This window comes from Flavobacterium kingsejongi (genome assembly GCF_003076475.1).
GTDB lineage: Bacteria > Bacteroidota > Bacteroidia > Flavobacteriales > Flavobacteriaceae > Flavobacterium > Flavobacterium kingsejongi.
On record NZ_CP020919.1, the window covers coordinates 1,599,812 to 1,622,583 of the forward strand.

The window sequence follows — 22,772 nt, forward strand, 5'->3', positions numbered from 1 at the left end:
ATCATATAGTCATGGAGCGTTTTCAACGAAATTTGTCGCATTGAAACGAACCATACCAGAATACTTACTCTAATGATTGAAACAGATATACTAATAATTGGTGCAGGTCCCACAGGGCTATTCACCGTTTTTGAAGCAGGATTACTAAAGTTAAAATGCCATATCATTGACGCGCTTCCGCAAATAGGTGGGCAGCTATCCGAATTATATCCTAAGAAACCGATTTTTGATATCCCGGGATACCCTTCTGTACTGGCAGGGGATTTGGTTGAAAACCTGATGGAACAAATTAAACAATTCCAACCTGGATTTACGCTGAATGAAAAAGCAGAAACTATTGAAAAACAGGAAGACGGGACTTTTATCGTAACTACGGATAAAGGAACAAAACATGCTGCGAAAGCCATAGCTATTGCAGGTGGGCTTGGTAGTTTTGAACCTCGTAAGCCACTAATCGAGGATATTGAATTCTACGAAGATAAAGGGGTTGAATATTTTGTAAAAGACCCGGAACTTTTCCGTAATAAAAAAATTGTAATTGCCGGTGGTGGCGATTCAGCCCTGGATTGGAGTATCTTTTTATCCAGTGTAGCTTCTGAAGTAACCTTAATACACAGGCGAAATGAATTCCGTGGCGCTTTGGATTCCGTAGAAAAAGTACAGGAATTAAAACACGCCGGAAAAATTAACCTGATTACCCCAGCAGAAGTGATAGGGTTAAATGGAGCAGAGCATATTGAATCGATCGATATCGAGCAGGATGGTGCACACCGTACCATTGAAACTGATTATTTTATTCCTTTATTTGGACTGACGCCTAAATTGGGTGCTATTGCCAATTGGGGACTGGAAATCGAAAAGAATGCGATCAAGGTAAATAATGCACTGGATTACCAAACGAATATTGAAGGGATTTATGCTATTGGGGATATTAATACCTACCCGGGAAAATTAAAACTGATTCTTTGTGGTTTCCATGAAGCGACCTTAATGTGCCAGAGTGTATTTAATAAACTTAACCCTGGAAAAAAATATGTGCTGAAATACACTACAGTAAGTGGTGTGGATGGCTTTGATGGTACCCGCAAAGAAGCTGAAAAAGCGGTGGTAAAATCAATAAACTAAAAGGGCCATGGCACAGGATGTTACTATAAAAATTACCGATAGGGATGGGGTTACCCATGAAGTGCAGGCACCCACCGATATGAATATGAATATCATGGAGCTGGTACGGGCTTATGAACTGGCACCGGAAGGTACAATAGGAGTTTGTGGCGGTATGGCCATGTGTGCTTCCTGCCAGTGTTATGTACTGAATGATGTAGCCCTGCCAGAAATGGGTGATGATGAAGAAGCGATGCTTTCGGAAGCCTTTTTTGTAAAGGATAACAGTAGGCTTGGTTGCCAGATTGCCATTACAGAAGATTTGGAAGGCCTTGAATTAGCCCTGGCACCAGAATACTAAATAACAATCCCAATGGGATCGTCTAATACACTAAAAGCGGGAGTTCATTTCTCCCGCTTTTTTCATTCTATTGTTTCGTAATAGCAAATGGATAAATCAGGACGTACCGGAAACATAAGTGTTTCATGGCCATTGCTCTTTCCCGTATCTTTAGCGACCAGGTAACAGTTATTGATAATATCCAGCAATAACAATTCCGGAGAATAAAAAGTAATGCCCACTTTATGTTTCGTACGATCGCGTATGTCAGTATTGATAATATCAAAGCGATACTCCGTAAACGGAAAATAACTGCTGCCGAGTACATCGGTAATCCTGTGAAAATGGCCTTTGAGCTGTAAAGTATAATTGTGCGCTGCAATTCCGGTAAGAAAATGCAGTTTTTCAGCTTTTTCATTTTCATTCAACAGTTCCCGAAACGTATTTTTAGGATTTTCAACGGAATTATAAAGTTGGCTCTGCATAGCATATTCAAGGAATGTATCTTCAAAAACATAACGATCCCAGAGGAAGTCGGAGTCTGAAGTGATGACAAGGCGGTAAGCCAGCCGTATTTTTGCTTTTTGCATAGGATATATTTTTGTTTAAATTTCCAGCAATAATAACACGGCATTTTCACTTAGGGCTTCAAAATCAATTGTGGAAATGTCCCATAGCGCAAGCCCGTCCCGATTTTCCAACAACCGATCCTGTACCTCAAAGGCACCATTCAGCACGAATGCAAATATACCGTCTGCCGTTTCCTGCAATTGGTATTCCCCTTTTTGGCGACCATCAAAAACGCCTATGCTAAGCTGTACTCCGGGCTGTTCCAACAGTGTGGAAACCATGTTCCTTTGCGGGATATGACACGGGTGTACTGCAGTCCCATCCTGTGGAAAAGAAATTCCGGAAACCTGAATGTGCAGGTAGCTGGATGACTGCTTTTGTTCGCTGTTGCTAATGGTTACTGCCTGCTTTTTAGGATGTAGGCAGGTTAGTAGCTGCTCCGGTTCTATATTGTAAGGCTTTCCATCGTGTACTTCGACGGACAGGCTGCCGGATAGGGGAAACAGGAGCATCAGTTCATTGGCTTCCAAGGTAAGAAGTAGATTCTTTAGTGGTGCAAGAGCTACCTCTTTAAAAACACCGAGCGTTCCAAAAGGGTTGTCGGATGCAACTCTATCATCTCCAGGATTGAGGTAAGACAAACAACGAAAATTATTATTTTCCTGTTTGTTGACCAAATGGCTGTTGAAAATTCTCGAGGGGTTTTGTAGTATCATGGCTTTTTATTTTAGGATCAACGGTACGAAAAATGGTTATCCATTCACTTTAATAGTGTGCATCAAGCTGAATCCTTCGGCTATGTTACCACTTACTGTAGCCATTTCCGTACCTGTGCCATCAGAGAATACATTATCATTGGCATTATAAGTATAGCCTGTTAATCCATTCCCATAGCCTGCCGATGAACTGACCAAAGCCACAGCACTATCATTACCTTCCGGGAATGCAATTTGTGTGACTAAAAGGGATGTCCCCGAAGCATTATAGATGTGGACATGAATATGGGTAGCCCGCCCATTGTACCAGGCTGGAAATATAGAGGTGAAAGCGACGGTCCCGTTTACATCTGTAGTTTGCCTGCCCCTTAAAAAGTGTACTGCAGTATAATTGGTGGATTGCATACCTGTTCCGCCATATTCTGAATACTCCCCGTCTTTATTGCAATGCCAGATATCAACAATTGCACCTGCGAAGGCGGCACAATCGGCAGTAATATTTTGCACAATTAGTGTAATCGCAAGGGGTATGCCGGTTTGCCCGTCGGTGATGTCGGATTTTACAAGGGCAGACGGAATGTATGTAGGAAATGGACCCGCAGTTTCTGTAGCGGTTACTGTACAGGTACCGGAATTGCTCCCACCAGAAGATGAATTTCCGGTAGCCGGAGTTGTTGTTTCGTCATCATGGCTGCAACTGCTTAATAAAGCCGGAGCAGTACTAAGTAATCCTGCAAATCCAATTCCTGCGGTTAAAAAATCTTTCCTTTTCATAACGTGTAGTTTTTAAGTTATGAATTAAAAGTATTGTATCGATTCAAAATGCTAAAATAATAGCGATAAACGTGCTTTTTTTAGCGGTAAAACAATGAATACCGTTAAAGTAACTTTGAGATTACATCCTTGTAGGTATCCCCTATCGGGATTACAAAGGTGCCAATGTGTATCGTTTTATGCTTTATGGTCTGTATTTTTTGTATCGGTACAATGTAAGAGCGGTGTACCCTGATGAAATCGGAAGCAGGCAGTTTCTCCAATAGTGTTTTCATTGACAATCGGGCAACGAGCTTTGTACTGTTTGCTAAGTGGATTTGTACATAATCATCCAGGCTTTCAATCAGTACAATCGTATCAAATTCGATACGGTGTAATTTATAATCCGCCCGTATCAGGAGATGGGTATGCTGATGGGTGTACTGGCGCGACAGGAGTTCATTTTTGCCTTTTGCTACGGCTGCCTGAAACCGTTCCAGGGAAAAGGGTTTGAGCAGGTAATCTACCGCATTGACATTAAAGCCCTCTACCGCATAATCACTATAGGCTGTGGTGAAGATTACCATAATCTCCTGATTGAGGCTTTTGTAAAAATCAATTCCATTTTTGGCCGGCATGTGGATATCCAGGAAAATTAAATCTACCGGAAATTTCCGAAGGAATTTTTGGGCTTCAGTAATCTGGGTAAATGTTTTTTCCAGCACAATATCTTCTGTCTCCTCACAAAAGCGGCTAATAATTTTTAAAGCCAACGGTTCATCATCTAAGGCTATTGCTCTAATCACTGCAGGTCTATTTGTAGTTCAACAAGATAATTTTTTTTGGTTTGTGCGATGTCCAGCTTATGCTTGCCGGGATAAATAAGATCCAGTCTTTTCTGGGTGTTTTCTATTCCGGTTTCGCTTTTCTCCTCCTCGGTAAGGGCAACGTCAACGATGGTATTGCGGACTCTTAAGAACAACTGCTGTTCTGTGCTATGAATAAAGATACTGATTTCTGATTTTTCTTCAGGGCTAAGGCCATATTTAAATGCATTTTCGATAAAAGGGAGCAACAGTAAAGGAGCAATTTGCTTGTCGTGAGTTTCTCCTTTTATATCCAGCGAGAATGTGAGGTTGTCTCCGGCCCTGAGTAACTGCATGGCGATATAATCTTTGAGATAGGCTATTTCTTTAGCGAACGGAACATAGTCCCTGGAACTCTCGGTGACTAAATAGCGCATGATAGCGGATAATTTTAAAACCGCTCCCGGTGCTTCATCCGATTTTTCAAGCGTGAGCGCATAGAGGCTATTAAGTGTATTGAAAAGAAAATGAGGATTGATTTGTGCTTTGAGATAGGATACTTCCGCATGTAATTTTTGCATCTGGATGTTATTCAGCTGCTGATTGATCCGGGATAAAAAGGAAAGCATGAATATAAAAAGAAATTGCGGGATATAATTGTCGGAAAACAGCATACCTGGAGGTGGTCCCGCTTGTGGTGGCCTATCACCCATCGGTGCCATCGGTCCTCCGGGAATTAGTATTCCTGGGAGGAAGGAAATGATTGAAAACATTCCAAGTATAATGATAGCGTAGGCTATTTTTTTGTCGGAGAGGTAATAGGCGGGAATAAAATACAGATAATTGGCATAGAAGAAACCCAGTAAGAAAACATAAGAGAGGAAGTTTCTTTGAAAGGGAGCTACCCGGAAAAGCTGCAGGCTATAATTAAAATCGGGTGATGACAGTATGGGGATGCACAGGAAAAATATGCTGGCAATGCTGTAAATGAGGAATAAACGATGCTGTTTTGACATGATTCTAAATATCTTTAGTTCAAAGCTACTAAGAAAAAGGAGAGGTCCTCTATTTTTGAGGCGAATAGGAAGATTATGAGGGTAAACAGAAACGCCTTATGATTCGGTTGAAAAATAAGGCGTTTTTTATACTGTTATATAGAAGCTAAATTCTGGTGGGAAATAGTTTCTTCAATGGCATTCCAAAGCCCGATACGAACTTCCAATGCCTGGATTGAAACTTCTTCTACTTCTTTCCATCGTGTTGGGTTATTGTCACAAAGTTCGGTGATCATCTGCAGTGCCATAGGACCATGCTCGTCGGCATCCAATTCAATATGGCGTTCGAAATAATAGATGAGTTTACTAAGATCTTTCTCTGGGAAATTTTCCTGGAAATTTTTTAAGATTTCGGTAAACATAGAAGGAATAAGGTCTTCTCTCCCAAATGTAAAAGCAGCTGCAATTTCATGAGGTTTACCTTCTTCGATAACACGGAAGGTAAAGTCAAGAAAAGCCTTGATGTTGATATGCAGGTCGCTTTGCCGAATGGAGACAAATATATTTTGTGTGCTTACAACATTCTCCAGGAAATGCTCAACTGGAGCAGTATCAGCACCACAGGCTTTCATGGCGTCAATGTACATTTCATAATGGCTTTGTCTTTTTCCATCCAGGGAGATATCAGTTTCCTCTGCCAATACAATTTCATTGATGAGGTAACGGATTTCGGGATTTCCAATAGGAAGCCAGGGTGTTGTGGTACAGGTAAGTTTGGATTGTAATGCTTTCAATAAAGACATAAAATCCCAAACGGCATACACATGGCTTTCGAGGAAGCGGTGTAAATCATCGGGATGTTGTACTTTTTTGTATAAGGGGTGCTGTAGTAGGATATTTTTTTGAGGCTGAATACTGTTGTTAATAGTTTCAATAGTCATAATAAGGAATTTTTACAAATGTAAAAAAGCTTCCTGTTTCCGGGAAGCTTTTTCTATATATTTTAGGTATTGTTCTATCGAAAACACCAATGGAAAGAAATCTCTTATTTAAATGCAGGAAGTCCTGTAATATCCATACCGGTAATCAGCAGGTGGATATCATGTGTTCCTTCATAAGTAATCACAGATTCTAAATTCATCATGTGACGCATGATTGAATATTCTCCGGTAATCCCCATTCCACCAAGGATTTGTCTTGCTTCCCTTGCGATAGTAATCGCCATATCCACATTGTTTCTTTTGGCCATAGAGATTTGTGCAGAAGTTGCTTTGCCTTCATTTCTAAGGACACCCAGTCTCCAGGTCAATAACTGTGCTTTAGTGATTTCTGTAATCATTTCTGCCAGTTTCTTCTGTTGTAACTGCGTTGCTGCAATCGGTTTGTCGAATTGTATTCTTTCTTTAGCATAACGCAAAGCCGTATCATAACAATCCATCGCTGCACCAATTGCTCCCCAGGCAATACCATAACGGGCAGAATCCAGACAGCCTAGTGGCGCGCCTAATCCTGATTTGTTTGGTAACAGGTTTTCTTTAGGAACTTTTACATTATCAAAAATCAACTCTCCGGTAGCTGAAGCACGAAGGGACCATTTATTATGAGTTTCCGGGGTAGTAAAACCTTCCATACCTCTTTCTACGATTAATCCGTGTATTCTTCCACTTTCATCTTTGGCCCATACTACGGCAATATCTGCAAATGGAGCATTTGAAATCCACATCTTAGCGCCATTCAATAAATAATGATCGCCTTTATCTTTAAAATTCGTCACCATACCACTTGGATTGGATCCGTGGTCCGGTTCTGTAAGGCCAAAACAGCCGATAAATTCACCCGAGGCCAGTTTTGGGAGGTATTTCATACGTTGTTCTTCATTTCCATATTTCCATATCGGATACATGACCAATGAAGATTGTACTGAAGCCGTAGAACGCACTCCAGAATCTCCTCTTTCTATTTCCTGCATGATCAGTCCATAAGAGATTTGGTCTAATCCGGCACCGCCATATTCTTCAGGTATGTAAGGTCCAAAGGCACCAATTTCTGCCAAACCGTTAATGATTTGTTTTGGAAATTCTGCTTTTTGAGCGTAATCTTCGATAATTGGTGATACTTCACGTTTTACCCATTCACGGGCTGCGTCGCGTACCATTTTATGTTCATCAGACAATAATTCGTCCAATAGGTAATAATCTGGGGCTTGGAATAGATCTGGTCTCATATTTTAGTTTTAAATCTTCGCAAAAATAGGTAATGAATTCTAACAAATCAATAATTAAATGTGGTATTTAATCCTGAAAAGCAAAATATGTTAGATAAAACATGACTATCCTGCGATGACGGGCGGTAGTCTGGGAATGTTATTTTTTCAGGAGTGCAATTATTTCCTCTTTTTCTTTGAGCCGCCCTTCATAAAGTTGCTTTTGCTTTTTTAGTTTTCCCTGAAGTTCTGTAATCCGGAATTCATATTGTTCAAATAGTTTTTGAAGTACGCCGGCATAATGAATTGCATTTTCAGGATCGTTAATCACGCTTGCATTTCCCGTTTCATTAAATAATTCGGAAACAGGCGTGTTGAGTAGTTTCGACAATATGAGAATTTCTTCTGGGGTAAATTTCGTTTCGCCTCGTTCTCTGCGGCTGTATTGTGATTGATTCAGCTCTAAATTAAAGGCAATTGCTTCCTGGGAAATCTTCTTGGTTTCCCGTATCGATTTAATTCGCTGGTGTAATTTCATTATGTTAAAGTTAAGTAGGTTTGGGGGATTATGTGTAATTCACATGTTATATGCTAAAATAGTATTTAATAAGCGAATACTATTGGATATATTTGAAAAAAACATATTTTAAACTGTGATTGGAATTATTAAAAAATTTTTAGCATTAAATCAATACTCACAATTCGTCCCTGAATTTGAGAGTCTCGTTTTGTCCCATCCCAATTATCCCAGCATTTTTGCGATTACGGATACTCTGGATATGCTTTCTATAGAAAATGCTGCCGTCAAAGTATCCAAAGAGCAACTGAACGATCTTCCGGAGACTTTTTTGGCAGTGTATGATAATCAAATCACTTTGGTTTTAAAAAAAGAGACCTTACGTGTTGAAACCGAAAAGGGAGAGAATATTGTGTTAACTCCGGAGGTATTCCAACAAAAATGGGATGGCATCATCATAGCCATTGAACCCGGAGTAGTGATAGTGCAAAAAAAGGCAAAAATGCAATTCGGCTTCTTAAGATATGTGCTGCCTTTTGTTTTGTTAGTATTAGTTTCTTTTTGGTATACCAGCTATGATTTGACCGCTGTATTGTTTTTGATCACAGTAACTCTGGGAGTAATAGCAAGTGTTTTTATCCTGCAGGAGAAATTAGGAATGCAAAATGAGATCGTGTCAAAATTTTGTACTTCCAATGCCGCAACTTCCTGTGATTCTGTTATAAATTCAAATAAGAGCATTATTACAAAATGGATTGATTTTTCAGACTTACCGATTCTTTTTTTTAGCAGTAGTTTATTGGCAATTTTAATCCAGCCTTTGTATTCCGTTTTAGCCATTGGTAGTGTGGGTTTGCTTTCGCTTCCTGTAGTGGCCTATTCCATAGTGCTTCAAAAGACACAGTTAAAAAAATGGTGCCTGATGTGCCTGTTTGTTTCCGGTATATTGGTGATTCAAAGTATTCTTTTTGTAGGGCTAAGTAGGGTATTTACAACGGAAGCTTTTCTATCAGGGGGTGTACTCTATTTAAGTGCATTAGTGCTTGTCACTACAGTATGGTTTGCGATAAAACCTGTAATAATTGAAAAAATTGAGGCACAAAAGGGATTAAATGAATTGAAAAAATTCAAGCGTAACTATGGGCTGTTTAATTTTTTATCAAAAGCTATTTCCTCACCGGACGGATTGAGCAAGTTAAAAGGAATTTCTTTGGGGAACGACCTCGCTGCTGTAAGGTTAACTCTCATTGTGAGCCCCGGCTGTGGACATTGTCATAAAGCAGTAGAAGAAGGACTGGAACTGATTGCTAAATATCCTGAAAAAATAGGATTGGCAATACTATTTAATGTGAATCCTGAAAATGAAGAGAATCCGTATACTGCCATCGTGCGGGAACTATTAGCGATTAATGATGTTGAGTATAGTAGGGTGAAAGAAGCACTCAAGGATTGGCATATTAAAAAAATGACTATGGAGCAGTGGAAAAAGAAGTGGGGGAATCATACGGCCACAATGCAGGTTACCCAACAAATTTACCTGCAATACCAATGGTGTGTAAAAAATGACTTCAATTACACTCCGGTGAAAATTATCAATAACCGCCTGTTTCCAAATGAATATGATATTTCGGAATTGAAATATTTCCTGAATGATTTTTCAGAAGCAGCCGATTTTTCGGAAGTAGAGGTAATGACGGAAGTGGAAACGGTTTAAAAGGAGAGGGTGTAATCACCTGGAAAATACTGTGAAATGATTGAAGCCCAACAATCAATAAAGGATTGGGCGATTTTAAAACCTAAACTGTATACTATGTTACAAAATATTTTAAATCTCAAAGGAGCAACATTACTCAGCGCTACGGAGCAAAAAACAATCGCAGGTGGACGCTTGATCTGTTTTGATTTTCTTGCCGGAGTGTGCCGGCAAATTTCCAAAGGCTGTGGTGAAGTAGCATGCCAGCCTCCAGCGCCGTGTTGTATTATTGATATTGATCCTGTTTAATAATAATTCAAATAAATTATAACCCTTAAATCATTAATTACCATGTTAAAAAACATTTTGAAACTAAAAGGCGCAGCCATGCTAAGTGCAACGGAGCAGAAAATGGTCGTTGGCGGCCGATTGATTTGTATTAGACCTGACACTGGACAATGCAAATACATTTCGAAGTTTTGTGGCGAAACAATTTGCCAGCCAGGAGGCGGAGGTATTATCGATCCTGTTGAATAACAGGGGCTTTCTAAATAATTTTAATCCTGAATCTTTATACCGATGTTAAAAAATATTTTAAAATTAAACGGTACTCAACAATTGTCTAAAACGGAGCAAAAGTCGATCAATGGTGGAAAGAAACAATGCAAGGAAGTACCTCCATATGATCCCGAGAATCCTGACGCAGGCGCTGTATGCGTAGATCATGGCCCTCAATGTGCTGAAGTGGATTGTAGATTTCCCATTATAGAATTATAAATCATTTCGTAATTTTTTAAAACCCCAAATAGTTATGTTAAAGAACATTTTAAAATTAGAAGGTGCTCAACAATTATCTAAAACGGGGCAAAAGTCAATCAATGGTGGGAAAAAGCAATGTAGACAAGCACTTCCTTACGATCCTGAAAATCCTGGATCAGGAGGGTATGCCTGTGTAGAATATGGACCTCAATGTGCTGAAGCAATTTGCAGATTTCCTGGTATAGAATTATAAATCATTTCGAAATTTTTTAAAACCCCAATATCTATGTTAAAGAATATTTTAAAATTAAGTGGTGCTCAACAGTTATCTAAAACGGAGCAAAAGTCAATCAATGGTGGAAAGAAACAATGCAAACAATCAATTCCTTATGATCCTCAGAATCCTCCTGGTACAGGTAATGAGTGCAAAGAATTCGGGCCTCAATGTGCCGAAGCAGATTGTAGATTTCCTCCCTTAGAATTCTAAATCATTTCGTAATTTTTAAACCTTTAAAAACAGTATCATGTTAAAAAAAATTTTAGATTTAGAACAAGTGCATTCTTTAACTAAAGAAGAGCAAAAAACAATTAACGGAAGTGCGCCAGTAGGCTGTATGAATCCTAATCTTATTGGGATAGATCCAGATGGAGGGTCTCCCAGTATCTGTAATGATGGCTATTATTACCAAACTCAGATTAAAAAATGCTGCCCAAGAGGTGGTGGTGGTCCGATTCAGGTATAAAAATAGTTTGAATCTGAACTGGTAGATATTTGATAAAAAAAATAGAGAAAATGTTTTATTTTCTCTATTTTTGATTTTATAACCTACATAAATAAAACGTTTTTTTGAAAAAATTTCCGAATTATATACAGACCGACAATAAAGATTGTGGGCCTACCTGTTTGAAGATAATAGCAAGGCATTATGGGAAATCTATCAATATACAGGATTTAAGAGATTTTAGTGAAACTACCCGTGAAGGAAGTAATTTGTTATTCCTTAGCGATGCTGCCGAAAAAATAGGATTCCGCACCTTGGGTGTAAAACTGAATCTGGAACGACTGGAAGAAGCCCCGCTTCCTTGTGTGTTGCATTGGAATAAAGATCATTATGTCGTATTGTACAATATAAAAAAAGGCAAATACTATGTTTCAGATCCTGGATTTGGCCTTATTACCTATACTAAGGAAGAATTTATAAAATTCTGGATTGGAAATAATGCGGATGAAACTACGCAGGAAGGAATTGCTTTACTGATGGAAGCCTCTCCAAAGTTTTACCAAACAGAATTTAATAAGGATAAAAAAATCGGCTTCGGTTTCCTTTTTCAATATATCTATCCCTATAAATCATTTATCATTCAATTGAGTATCGGATTGTTAGCGAGCAGTTTGCTGCAGCTGATATTTCCTTTCCTTACTCAGAGTATTGTGGATGTTGGGATACAAAATCAGAATCTGCATTTTATTTATCTGGTACTTTTTGCGCAACTTTTCCTGTTCTTTGGAAAAACGGGACTGGAACTTATACGGAGCTGGATATTGCTGCATTTGTCTACACGGATCAATATTTCATTGATATCTGATTTTTTTATCAAATTGATGAACCTTCCAATTTCATTTTTTGATGTCCGTATGACTGGTGACATTATGCAGCGTATCAACGACCATCACAGGATCGAACGCATATTGACTACATCATCACTTAATGTTTTGTTTTCGGTAATCAATATGTTTATAATGGGAGGTGTTTTGGCCTATTATAATGTCCAGATATTCTTTGTGTTTTTTATAGGCAGTGCGCTGTACTTCGGATGGATTATTCTCTTTTTGAAAAGACGGGAAGAACTGGATTACAAACGTTTCTCTGAAGTAAGCCAGGAACAGAGTAAGGTCATTGAGTTGATTAATGGGATGCAGGAAATTAAACTCCACAATGCAGAAAAACAAAAACGATGGGGTTGGGAATATGTGCAGGCACGATTATTCCGCATTTCTATAAAAGGGCTGATATTGGAGCAGACACAAACAGTCGGTTCTAATTTTATCAATGAGCTTAAAAATATCATTATTGTCTTTTTGTCTGCTAAGTTGGTAATCGATGGTGAAATTACATTGGGTATGATGATGGCTATCACATCTATTGTGGGAAGTTTGAATGGCCCGGTAGTGCAGCTTATAAACTTTATACGGGAAGCCCAGGATGCTAAAATATCTTTGTCAAGACTTTCCGAAATCCACGATAAAGAAGATGAAACGCAAAATGAATCTGAAACTACAAGTGATATTCCACTAAACAGTGATATTGTTATTAAAGACCTTTCTTTCCGCTATATTGCGTCTGATATTCCGGTATTGGAGGATTTGAATCTGGTGATCCCGGCAAATAAAGTAACTGCAATTGTAGGTGTTAGTGGTAGTGGAAAAACAACACTTATGAAACTACTGCTGAAGTTCTATGAACCAAATAAAGGAGAAATTAAATTGGGGAATGTCAATTTTCAGAATATATCCCAAAAAACATGGCGGAGTCATATTGGTTCCGTGATGCAGGAAGGCTATATTTTTAATGATTCCATTGCTCAAAATATTGCCATTGGTGTGGATAGCATTAATAAGGAGCGCTTGCAATATGCTTCTGAAGTAGGAAATATAAAATCATTTATTGAAACATTGCCACTCCGGTATAATACCAAAATTGGTATGGAAGGAGTAGGAATGAGTACTGGGCAAAAACAACGGCTTTTGATTGCCCGGGCTGTATATAAAAATCCTGAAATGTTATTTTTTGATGAAGCAACCAGTGCCCTGGATGCCAATAATGAAAAAGAAATCATGGAAAAACTGGATATCTTCTTTAAGGATAAAACCGTTGTTGTGATTGCACACCGCCTTAGTACTGTGATGAATGCAGATCAGATTGTGGTTCTGGATAAAGGGAAGATTATAGAAAAAGGAAACCACGAAGAACTTGTGGCCCTGAAAGGGAGTTATTATCAATTGGTAAAAAACCAGTTGAGCTTAGGAAGCTAAAATAAGGAAATCCAATTAATAGTACCGAAAAAAAAATGCCTCAAAATAAAGAAATAGAACTTCGTAGTGATGAAGTTCAGGAAATTTTAACCCAGGTCCCGCATTGGATGATCCGTTGGGGGAATATGCTTATTTTAGTGATCTTACTGTCATTATTTGTGCTTTCCTGGTTTGTACGGTATCCGGATATTGTAACTACTGAAATTACCATTACCACTCAAGTGCCTCCGCAAAAACTGATGGCCCGCACGACGGGAAGGATTCAGAAGATTTTCGTAAAAGACCGGGAAACGGTTGCCGTGAATATGCCATTGGCGATCATCGAGAATACCGCGAATTATAGCGATGTTTTTCTACTCAAAAATATCATAGATACCCTGAAGATGAATCCCCGAGCTTTTCGTTTTCCTTTTGATAAACTTCCGTTACTGGAACTCGGGGAAATTCAAACTCCTTTCACCTTATTTGAAAAGGATTATATTGCCTATACGCTGAATAAAGAGCTGCAACCTTATGAAGTAGAAGGAAAAGCACAAAGCTATGAGGTGGTTCAGCTTCGGGAGCGTTTGTCCTTATTATTGCAACAGGCGTCGATTTCAAAAGCAGAAATGGAGCTGAAGAAAAAAGAACTGGAACGGTACCATAAGCTTTTTGATAAAGGCATAATCTCACAGCAGGAATGGGAAAGTAAAAGTTTAAACTATCTCCAATCGGAAAAGAGTTTGCGGGATCTCAATGCCTCCATTTCTCAAATGCATTCGTCGCTGAATGAACTGAGCAGAAGTACAAAAACAACACAGATTAATGAAACGAAAGATGATATTAATTTGTTTCGCAACACTCTGCAGTCCTATAACCAGTTAAAAAAGGCAATTGCCGATTGGGAACTGGCTTATGTTCTGAGGGCGTCAATTTCCGGCGAAGTCTCTTTTCTTCAGATATGGACGGAAAACCAGACAATAACCTCTGGAGATAATGTGTTTACCATAATTCCTAAGGATGAAAAGCATTATATCGGTAAGGTAAAAGCAAAAGCGCAGAATTCGGGTAAGTTGAAGATCGGGCAGAAAGTGAATATACGCCTTGCGAATTATCCGGATCGTGAATTTGGTATTATCACGGGAAAGGTACAGTCTATCTCAATGACTCCTGATAAAGACGGAAATTTACTGTTGGATATCGCTTTGCCGAATGGCTTGGAAACATCTTATAACAAGAAGATTGCGCTACAGCAGGAGATGACTGGCACGGCAGATATTGTGACAGAAGATTTACGGCTGTTAGAACGGCTACTGTATCAGTTCCGGGATATTTTCAGGAGGTAATTTTACATTTTCAGGTAAAAATCACGGGTAAGTTCGGTATATTCCGGGGTGTATTGATGACGGGTAATTTCAATAATTAATTCGTCGATAGCTATTTCAGTTGTTGCCGTTCGGGAAAAAGCAATCAGGCTGCGTTTAATTGGTGATGTTGCAGTTCCTTTGACCCGGGTAATTTTTTCAGGATATAATTCCTGTTCTTCGGCCATAGCGATAAAATTGGCTTCATCACGGAAAGGAATGATAACAGAAAAAATGCCTTTTTCAGAGAGTAATAGTGCAGCTGCTTCAATAAGGTCTTCAAAAGGCAGTGCCTGTGTAAAACGCGCCTGCGTTCTAAGCTCGTCCTCAGGCGTATAATCTTCGGTAAAAAAAGGAGGATTGGAAATGATAAGATCGTACTCGTCTTCTGGTTCTTCCATGAATTCATCCAAACCGGCATGAAAACAAAACAACCGATCGCCCCAGGGGCTGTTTTCGAAATTATCAACACATTGTTCGTACGCATTCTCGTCGATTTCTAAGGCGTCAATTTGTTCTGCGCCAATGCGTTGTGCAATCATGAGCGCAAGTACTCCGGTTCCGGCACCAATATCTAAAACAGAAAAAGGATAATTGTCAAGGGGTGTCCAGGCGCCTAAGAGTACGGCATCGGTACCGATTTTCATCGCACAACGATCCTGTTCCACAGAAAATTGCTTAAATTGGAATGGCATAAAATGTATTTTTAATGGAGTACAGTAAGTCCTTCGCTGGAAATTTTAGAGGTACATCTCTATAAGTCCTTCCGGAAGATCCATGATAACTTTTTTATTCTCCCTGTCGATTTTAATCAGGAACTGATCAATCATAGGGACAAGAATTTCAACGGAACCATTTTCAACTTCAAACAGGGGCTGGGCAGTAGAATCATTAATAGAAACTATTTTTCCAAAAACACCACGTCTCTTGTCTTCGATTTCAAAGCCAATTACTTCGTGAAAATAGAACTTGTTACCGGTAAGTTTTGGTAACATTTTTAGGGGAAGGTAAATCCCGCAGCCTAAAAGTTTCTCGGCATCCTCTTCACTATGCATGTCTTCAAAACGGATGCGTAGGAAATCATTTTTATGGATGGAGCTACTTTCAATAAAAAATGGAACCAGATTTTTGTTGAATTCAACAAAAACTGATTCCAGATTTTCATACAATTGAGGTTCGTCCGTGTCTAAATAAGCCAGAACTTCTCCCTTGAAACTAAATTTTTTAGCGATTTTACCTAAATAGAAACAGTCTTCTTTGCGCATAAAATCACTTCAAAAATTAAGCTTGGGTTTCCTCGTTGTTTTCTTCTGCAGCAGGTGCTTCAGTAGCTTCTTCTTCTACAGCAGGAACTTCTTCCGCTTTAGCAGCATCAGCTTCTGCTTGTTTAGCAGCAGCAATACGATCTTCGTTTACTTTTTTCTCAGCAGCAAATGCTTTTGCTTTTGCGTCTGCTTTAGAAGTAGAAAGAGTGTCTTTTTTAGCATCAACTTTTCCAGATTTCTCATCAAGCCATTTTGCTAATTTTTCGTCAGCTTGTTCTTGAGTTAAAGCACCTTTACGAACTCCGCCATCAAGGTGGTGTTTCAATAAAGCTCCTTTGTAAGAAAGGATAGCTCTTGCAGTGTCAGTTGGCTGAGCACCATTGTGAAGCCATTGTACAGCGCTATCAAGATTTAAATCGATAGTTGCAGGGTTTGTGTTTGGATTGTAAGTACCGATTTTCTCTAAGTATTTACCATCTCTTTTTGAGCGTGCATCAGCAGCTACAACCCAGTAAAAAGGTTTTCCTTTTTTACCGTGTCTTTGTAATCTAATTTTTACAGACATAATCTTGTGATTAAATTTTGAGGTACTCGACCTCTGTTAATTAAGGGCGCAAAGATACTCTTTATTTTTATTTGAGACTATTTATAATGCTAAAAAATAGTATGGCTACTAATTGTACTAACGAGTTAGATTGTTTTTTTAAGATTTAATTAGCATATTTCGTTTTAAAAACTATTTTTGTAAAGATTTTTACCCAATCCTAATTTTTATAAATTCACTAATAATGAAAAGATTATTGTCACTTTTGGTGCTTGTATTGGCATTTAGTTCTTGTGAGGAAGATGTTAAGTTTAATAACCCGTCAGTACAGGGTATAAAAGATAATGAAATGTGGCGCGCGGTTGATTATAAAGCAACGCTACAGGCAAATGGAGGTTTGATCGTTACAGGATATACAAATTTCGAGACACTAATTTTGAAAACATCCAATATTACTCCGGGAACCTATGAGTTAGGTGCAGGTACGGCCAACAGCGCTACCTATAGCTTTACTGCCGATGGTACTGAAGTAAATTATAGTACAGGAGTGAACGCAACAGGACAAATTACTATAGAAAATTATGACACTGCAAGCGGTACATTTACAGGTCAGTTTAAATTTAAAGCGAAAAAATTAGGAAATGCTGTCGCGGGTGATTCTATCGTAACCTATCAAAAAGGTGTTTTTTACCATATTCCGGTAACAGCACAATAAAAATAAAATTATTTTTATTTGAAGCCAAAACCACCATCAGGTGGTTTTTTTATGCAATTATGTTAATATTAGGGATTTAAGAAAAAAATAAAAATTAAGATACAACTTATTGTGTCATAGGGAGAATCGTAGTTATAGCAGTACCTCACGAGTATAAAAAAAAGTTTAAAAGTTTTATCAGAAATAAAACATATAATATATTTTAGAAATAACTTAATATTTAGTAATTTAGAAAAAATTAAGTTACATTTGTTTAATTATAATAAATTATAAAGTATGAATATTTTCGTGGGAAGCCTTCCGTTCAGTATTGAGGAAGCAGATTTAAGAGAGTCTTTCGAGGCTTATGGAGCAGTTGATTCTGTAAAAATTATTACTGATAAATTTACTGGAAGAAGTAAAGGATTTGGTTTCGTTGAAATGCCAAATGATGAGGAAGCTCAGAAAGCTATTGACGAATTGAACGGTGCAACTGTTCAGGGACGTGCTATAGTAGTTAACAAATCTGAACCGAAACCGGAAGGTGAAAGAAGAAGCTTTGGTGGCGGCGGAAATAGTCGTGGTGGAAGTGATTTCAGAGGTGGTAATAGCCGTGGTGGAAGTGACTACAGAGGTGGAAACGATCGCAATAGCGGTGGTGGATACAATAAAGGTGGTAACGGCGGAAACCGTGGAGGTTACTAATACTTTAAAAGAAAAAACATCGGATAAATAAATTTTATCTCTCGGTATATTTTAAACCACTCTTTACAGAGTGGTTTTTTTTGTGATTAGGTTTGTCAAAATAATAGGTGAAAATTTTGTAATTTTGTCGGGTTCGGGGTGTGCCCCTGAATTGACCTCTTTTCAATAATAAGAATCACAAAATCAGCTATGTATTTAATTTTTGATACCGAAACTACCGGTTTGCCGAAGCGGTGGGATGCACCAATTACCGATACAAACAACTGGCCGAGATGTATACAGATCGCGTGGCAGCTTCATGATGAAATGGGAAATTTAGTTGAGCATCAGGATTATCTGGTTCGTCCTGACGGTTTTAATATTCCTTATGATGCTGAGCGTATCCACGGAATTTCTACCGAATTGGCAATGGAGCAGGGAATCGCGCTTCAGGAGGTTTTAGAAAAATTCAATATTGCTTTGTCTAAAGCCAAATTTGTCGTAGGGCAGAATGTTGGCTTTGACATTAATATCATGGGATGTGAGTTCCATCGTCTCGGCGTGGGATCGGATATGGCTCAAAAGCCGGTACTGGATACCTGTACCGAAGTTACGGCTGGATTATTGCAGCTCCCTGGTGGTCGTGGTGGCCGATTTAAATTGCCAACACTTACAGAACTACACGAATATCTTTTTGGAGTTCCTTTTTCAGAAGCCCATAATGCTACTGCCGACGTTGAGGCAACAACACGTTGTTTCCTGGAACTGATAAAAAGAGAAGTTTTTACCCAGGAACAACTCGATGTTCCTGCTGATTATTTCAGGAACTTTAATGAACGTAATCCTGCTGGAATAAAGTTGATCGGCTTAAGGCATATCAATTTAAAGGCCGCTTCCGATGCGATACGGGAGCGACTGCTACAGCAAAAAACGGCAAACCAGTTTCAAAATCGTTCCTCAGAAGACCTTCAGGTTTTTAAAGATTGCGATTTCGTGCACCTGCACAATCATACACAGTTTTCCGTTTTGCAATCTACGATTAGTATCCCTGCGTTGGTGCAGGCTGCAGCAAAGCACAAGATGCCGGCAGTAGCCATGACCGATCATGCCAACCTGATGGGGGCTTTTCATTTTGTGAGTGCGGTGTTCAATCAGAATAAAGCGGCGGAAGCTAAAAATAAAGAACTTGTAGAACAGGGTGAGGAGCCTACAGAGGTGATAATGAAACCTATTGTAGGATGTGAATTTTTTGTTTGTGAAGATCATAAAGACAAGTCCAGAAAAGATAATGGGTATCAGATTGTCCTTTTGGCAAAGAATAAAAAAGGGTACCATAACCTGGCTAAAATGTCTTCTATCGCTTATACGGAAGGATTTTACTATGTGCCCAGGATTGACCGTAAGGTAATATTGGAATTTAAGGAAGATATTATTGTTTTGTCAGGAAATCTTTATGGGGAGATTCCTAATAAGATCCTGAATATAGGGGAGAACCAGGCTGAAGAAGCTTTGTTGTGGTGGAAAGAGAAGTTTGGTCCCGATTTTTATATTGAGGTAATGCGCCACAATCAGGAAGATGAAAATCGTGTGAATGCGACATTAATCGACCTGGCGCATCGTCATGATGTGAAGATCGTGGCCTCGAATAATACGTTTTATGTAGAAAAAGAAAATGCCAATGCCCATGATATTTTACTCTGTGTCCGTGATGGCGAGAAACAGGGGACACCGATAGGCCGGGGTAGGGGCTATCGTTTTGGATTACCGAATCAGGAATACTATTTTAAATCGGGAGAAGACATGAAAGCGCTTTTCAACGATTTGCCGGAAGCAATTACATCAATTCAGGAAGTGGTTGATAAAATTGAACCCTATTCCCTGCATCGTGATGTACTGCTGCCTAAATTTGATATTCCGGAAGAGTTTTTAGTTGTCGAGGATGAGGCAGATGGCGGAAAAAGAGGAGAGAATCTTTTTTTGAAGCATCTTACTTTTGAAGGAGCCAAAAAACGGTATGGCGAAATCACTCCTGAAATTCAGGACAGGCTGGATTTTGAATTGCAGACTATCGAGAAAACCGGATATCCGGGATACTTCCTTATTGTACAGGATTTTATCGCTGCAGCAAGGGGGATGGATGTGTCGGTAGGTCCGGGAAGGGGATCGGCAGCAGGTTCTGTTGTGGCCTATTGCCTTTGGATTACCAATATCGATCCGATGTTGTACGATTTGCTTTTTGAGCGTTTCCTGAATCCGGATCGTGTGTCTATGCCCGATATTGATATTGATTTTGATGATGAAGGACGTAGCCGTGTCATGGACTATGTAATTAATAAATATGGCTCCAAACAAGTAGCTCAGATCATTACCTATGGTAAAATGGCTACAAAATCAGCAATCCGTGATACTTCCCGAGTGCTGGATTTGCCTTTGTTTGAAGCCGATCGTATTGCAAAACTGATTCCGGGTATGATGCCTTCCAAATGGAATCTGGCCCGTTTTCTTTCTGAAGGGGAAGATCTCATTAAAAAAGCAGTTCGTACTGAGGAATTTGATAAGATTAAGGAGCTGATTGCAATTGCCAATGAAAATGATTTGGCGGGAGAAACGATCCAACAGGCGAAAGTATTGGAAGGAAATCTTCGAAATACTGGGATCCATGCCTGTGGGGTAATTATTACGCCAAGTGATATTACCAACTTCGTACCGGTATCCACAGCAAAAGATTCTGATTTGTATGTTACGCAATTTGATAACTCTGTTGTAGAAAGTGCAGGACTGCTAAAGATGGACTTTTTGGGTTTGAAAACCCTTACCTTAATTAAGGATACTGTAAAATTGGTAAAATATAGGACGGGTATTGAATTGGATCCTGACTTTTTTCCAATTGATGATGTTAAGACATACGAACTGTTCCAGCGTGGAGAAACGGTAGGGATCTTCCAGTATGAGTCTGCCGGGATGCAAAAATACATGAAAGAACTGAAGCCGACTGTCTTTGGGGATTTGATTGCGATGAATGCCTTATACCGTCCAGGGCCATTGGAATATATTCCGAGTTTTGTCCGCCGGAAAAATGGAGAAGAGCCAATTGTATACGATTTGGATGCCTGCGAAGAATACCTGAAAGATACCTATGGAATTACAGTATATCAGGAACAGGTAATGCTGCTGTCACAGAAACTGGCCAGTTTCTCTAAAGGTGATGCCGACGTTTTGCGTAAGGCGATGGGTAAGAAACAGAAAGATGTACTGGATAAAATGAAATCCAAATTTATCGATCAGGCGGTAGCTAATGGGCATGCTGCAGACAAACTGGAAAAGATATGGAAAGACTGGGAGGCTTTTGCGCAATATGCTTTTAATAAATCCCACTCGACCTGTTATGCCTGGATTGCGTATCAGACAGCGTACCTTAAGGCGCATTATCCTGCAGAATATATGGCGGCAGTGCTGTCTAATAATATGAATGATATCAAGCAGGTTTCTTTTTTTATGGAAGAATGTAAGCGGATGGGACTTCAGGTTTTAGGACCCGATGTTAATGAGTCCTTTTACAAGTTTACTGTAAACGATAATTATGCAGTACGTTTCGGAATGGGCGCTATTAAAGGTGTGGGTTCTGGTGCGGTAGCGACTATTGTAGAAAAAAGGAAAGACGGTAATTATAAATCAATCTTTGATCTGGCCAAACGTATTGATTTGCGTGCGGCGAATAAGAAAGCATTTGAAAACTTAGCCTATGCCGGTGGATTTGATTGCTTTTTGAACACACATCGTGCGCAATATTTTCATGATGAAGGCGATGGAATTGTCTTTTTTGAAAAAGCGATGCGCTATGGATCAAAGTACCAGGAAAACGAAAACTCTTCCCAGGTCAGCCTTTTTGGGGAGAGTAGTGAAGTTGAAATCCCGGAACCAGTTGTGCCGGCCTGTGAAGACTGGAGCACAATGGAAAAATTGGCGAAAGAAAAAGAAGTGGTCGGGATTTATATTTCAGGGCATCCGCTTGATGATTATCGTTTTGAGATGAAATACTTCTGTAATGCAAAACTGGAAGCCCTGAAAAGCCTGGAATTGCATGTAAATAAGAATTTGAATATTGGAGGGATATTGACAAACATCCAGCATAGAGTTGCTAAAAATGGTAAAGGTTGGGCTTCATTCACGATGGAGGGTTATGATGAAAGTTCCGAATTCCGGATTTTTGGAGAAGAATACCTTAAATTCAGGCATTTCCTGATTCAGAATAATTTCGTGTACGTTAAATTGATGGTGCGTGAAGGCTGGGCCAACCAGGAGACAGGTAAAAAAGGAGAGCCACGAATACAATTTATAGGGATTCAATATTTGCAGGATGTCCTGGCTGCATTTGCTAAAAAGCTAATCATACAAATGAATATCTCCGATCTGCAAACAGCACTTATTACGCGTTTGAGTGAAATATTCCAGGCCAATCACGGGGATCATACGGTAACTTTTGAAATGATGGAGCTCGAACGCTACACTAAAAAAGTAGAAGTCCAGAGCATGGTTTCCGATGTCGATCCGGTCGAATATGACGTTGATAGTCCCGAACAGGTAGATATTAAGATTGAAGAAGAGGTAGAGCAAACAAAAGTAATTACGCATCTGAAAATGAATAGCCGAAAGCTTAAGATACAGATTTCTACGCCTTTATTGGAAGAGTTAGAAAAAATGCAGCTTAATTTCAAGCTCAATTAGAAATCAGTTTTACCAATTTATGTATAG

The 22,772-nt window shown here is 39.2% G+C and carries 24 protein-coding genes; 13 read left to right on the top strand and 11 right to left on the bottom strand.

Annotation, left to right across the window (positions count from 1 at the left end):
* Positions 1 to 72: 72 nt before the first annotated feature.
* Together FK004_RS06900 and FK004_RS06905 are read left to right on the top strand one after the other, a co-directional pair.
* Positions 73 to 1,125, top strand: a complete 1,053-nt coding sequence (locus tag FK004_RS06900) for an NAD(P)/FAD-dependent oxidoreductase (protein ID WP_108736607.1) — start codon at positions 73 to 75, stop codon at positions 1,123 to 1,125.
* Between the two features lie 7 nt (positions 1,126 to 1,132).
* Positions 1,133 to 1,465: a 2Fe-2S iron-sulfur cluster-binding family protein gene (locus FK004_RS06905; RefSeq protein ID WP_108736608.1), complete on the top strand. Its 333-nt coding sequence runs from the start codon at positions 1,133 to 1,135 to the stop codon at positions 1,463 to 1,465.
* Between the two features lie 62 nt (positions 1,466 to 1,527).
* Here FK004_RS06905 and FK004_RS06910 read toward each other — a convergent pair whose 3' ends face one another.
* The 8 genes from FK004_RS06910 to FK004_RS06945 form a co-directional block, all read right to left on the bottom strand.
* Positions 1,528 to 2,034: a hypothetical protein gene (locus FK004_RS06910; RefSeq protein ID WP_108736609.1), complete on the bottom strand. Its 507-nt coding sequence runs from the start codon at positions 2,032 to 2,034 to the stop codon at positions 1,528 to 1,530.
* Positions 2,035 to 2,049: 15 nt separating this feature from the next.
* Positions 2,050 to 2,730, bottom strand: coding sequence for a pirin family protein (locus FK004_RS06915; RefSeq protein WP_108736610.1), 681 nt, complete (start codon positions 2,728 to 2,730; stop codon positions 2,050 to 2,052).
* A gap of 36 nt (positions 2,731 to 2,766) precedes the next feature.
* Entirely contained in the window at positions 2,767 to 3,504 is a 738-nt protein-coding gene (locus tag FK004_RS06920; protein WP_108736611.1) for a dioxygenase family protein, read from the bottom strand.
* A 104-nt stretch (positions 3,505 to 3,608) separates the two neighbouring features.
* Entirely contained in the window at positions 3,609 to 4,289 is a 681-nt protein-coding gene (locus FK004_RS06925) for a LytR/AlgR family response regulator transcription factor (protein ID WP_108736612.1), read from the bottom strand.
* Entirely contained in the window at positions 4,286 to 5,305 is a 1,020-nt protein-coding gene (locus FK004_RS06930; protein WP_108736613.1) for a sensor histidine kinase, read from the bottom strand. Before FK004_RS06930 ends, FK004_RS06925 begins: the two co-directional genes overlap by 4 nt.
* 134 nt (positions 5,306 to 5,439) lie before the next feature.
* The gene (locus FK004_RS06935; protein WP_108736614.1) at positions 5,440 to 6,225 is read right to left on the bottom strand and encodes a DUF3050 domain-containing protein; all 786 of its coding nucleotides are present in this window, start codon (positions 6,223 to 6,225) and stop codon (positions 5,440 to 5,442) included.
* A 104-nt stretch (positions 6,226 to 6,329) separates the two neighbouring features.
* On the bottom strand, positions 6,330 to 7,508 hold the full coding sequence (locus FK004_RS06940) for an acyl-CoA dehydrogenase family protein (protein ID WP_108736615.1): 1,179 nt from the start codon (positions 7,506 to 7,508) through the stop codon (positions 6,330 to 6,332).
* Between the two features lie 139 nt (positions 7,509 to 7,647).
* Positions 7,648 to 8,025 carry a helix-turn-helix domain-containing protein gene (locus FK004_RS06945; protein WP_108736616.1) on the bottom strand — a complete coding sequence of 126 codons (378 nt, stop codon included), beginning with the start codon at positions 8,023 to 8,025 and terminating at the stop codon, positions 7,648 to 7,650.
* A gap of 115 nt (positions 8,026 to 8,140) precedes the next feature.
* Here FK004_RS06945 and FK004_RS06950 point away from each other — a divergent pair, with 115 nt between their 5' ends.
* From FK004_RS06950 to FK004_RS06985, 8 genes are all read left to right on the top strand, one after another.
* Positions 8,141 to 9,718 (top strand): vitamin K epoxide reductase family protein, encoded by a 1,578-nt coding sequence (locus tag FK004_RS06950; protein WP_108736617.1) that lies wholly within the window; start codon positions 8,141 to 8,143, stop codon positions 9,716 to 9,718.
* A 36-nt stretch (positions 9,719 to 9,754) separates the two neighbouring features.
* Positions 9,755 to 10,006, top strand: a complete 252-nt coding sequence (locus FK004_RS06955; protein ID WP_108736618.1) for a hypothetical protein — start codon at positions 9,755 to 9,757, stop codon at positions 10,004 to 10,006.
* Between the two features lie 42 nt (positions 10,007 to 10,048).
* Complete coding sequence (locus FK004_RS06960; RefSeq protein WP_108736619.1) at positions 10,049 to 10,234, top strand: hypothetical protein; 186 nt, start codon at positions 10,049 to 10,051, stop codon at positions 10,232 to 10,234.
* 274 nt (positions 10,235 to 10,508) lie between these two features.
* Positions 10,509 to 10,709, top strand: coding sequence for a hypothetical protein (locus tag FK004_RS06970; RefSeq protein WP_108736621.1), 201 nt, complete (start codon positions 10,509 to 10,511; stop codon positions 10,707 to 10,709).
* A 33-nt stretch (positions 10,710 to 10,742) separates the two neighbouring features.
* Positions 10,743 to 10,943, top strand: coding sequence for a hypothetical protein (locus FK004_RS19170; protein WP_157956050.1), 201 nt, complete (start codon positions 10,743 to 10,745; stop codon positions 10,941 to 10,943).
* Between the two features lie 37 nt (positions 10,944 to 10,980).
* On the top strand, positions 10,981 to 11,199 hold the full coding sequence (locus FK004_RS06975) for a hypothetical protein (protein ID WP_108736622.1): 219 nt from the start codon (positions 10,981 to 10,983) through the stop codon (positions 11,197 to 11,199).
* Positions 11,200 to 11,303: 104 nt separating this feature from the next.
* Positions 11,304 to 13,490, top strand: a complete 2,187-nt coding sequence (locus tag FK004_RS06980) for a peptidase domain-containing ABC transporter (RefSeq protein ID WP_108736623.1) — start codon at positions 11,304 to 11,306, stop codon at positions 13,488 to 13,490.
* A gap of 35 nt (positions 13,491 to 13,525) precedes the next feature.
* Positions 13,526 to 14,815 carry an HlyD family secretion protein gene (locus FK004_RS06985; protein WP_108736624.1) on the top strand — a complete coding sequence of 430 codons (1,290 nt, stop codon included), beginning with the start codon at positions 13,526 to 13,528 and terminating at the stop codon, positions 14,813 to 14,815.
* A gap of 2 nt (positions 14,816 to 14,817) precedes the next feature.
* On the opposite strand, the gene FK004_RS06990 is transcribed toward FK004_RS06985, so the two are convergent.
* The 3 genes from FK004_RS06990 to FK004_RS07000 are packed head-to-tail and all read right to left on the bottom strand — an operon-like array spanning position 14,818 to position 16,663.
* The gene (locus FK004_RS06990) at positions 14,818 to 15,528 is read right to left on the bottom strand and encodes a tRNA1(Val) (adenine(37)-N6)-methyltransferase (RefSeq protein WP_227871687.1); all 711 of its coding nucleotides are present in this window, start codon (positions 15,526 to 15,528) and stop codon (positions 14,818 to 14,820) included.
* 45 nt (positions 15,529 to 15,573) lie between these two features.
* Complete coding sequence (gene rimM / locus FK004_RS06995) at positions 15,574 to 16,098, bottom strand: ribosome maturation factor RimM (protein ID WP_108736625.1); 525 nt, start codon at positions 16,096 to 16,098, stop codon at positions 15,574 to 15,576.
* Between the two features lie 16 nt (positions 16,099 to 16,114).
* Positions 16,115 to 16,663 (bottom strand): 30S ribosomal protein S16, encoded by a 549-nt coding sequence (locus FK004_RS07000; protein ID WP_108736626.1) that lies wholly within the window; start codon positions 16,661 to 16,663, stop codon positions 16,115 to 16,117.
* A 223-nt stretch (positions 16,664 to 16,886) separates the two neighbouring features.
* On the opposite strand from FK004_RS07000, the gene FK004_RS07005 reads away from it, so the two are divergent.
* The 3 genes from FK004_RS07005 to dnaE all read left to right on the top strand — a co-directional run bounded on the left by FK004_RS07005 (position 16,887) and on the right by dnaE (position 22,745).
* The gene (locus FK004_RS07005) at positions 16,887 to 17,357 is read left to right on the top strand and encodes a DUF6252 domain-containing protein (RefSeq protein ID WP_108736627.1); all 471 of its coding nucleotides are present in this window, start codon (positions 16,887 to 16,889) and stop codon (positions 17,355 to 17,357) included.
* A 276-nt stretch (positions 17,358 to 17,633) separates the two neighbouring features.
* Positions 17,634 to 18,041, top strand: a complete 408-nt coding sequence (locus tag FK004_RS07010; RefSeq protein ID WP_108736628.1) for an RNA recognition motif domain-containing protein — start codon at positions 17,634 to 17,636, stop codon at positions 18,039 to 18,041.
* A 189-nt stretch (positions 18,042 to 18,230) separates the two neighbouring features.
* The gene (dnaE, locus tag FK004_RS07015) at positions 18,231 to 22,745 is read left to right on the top strand and encodes a DNA polymerase III subunit alpha (protein WP_108736629.1); all 4,515 of its coding nucleotides are present in this window, start codon (positions 18,231 to 18,233) and stop codon (positions 22,743 to 22,745) included.
* Positions 22,746 to 22,772 lie beyond the last annotated feature (27 nt).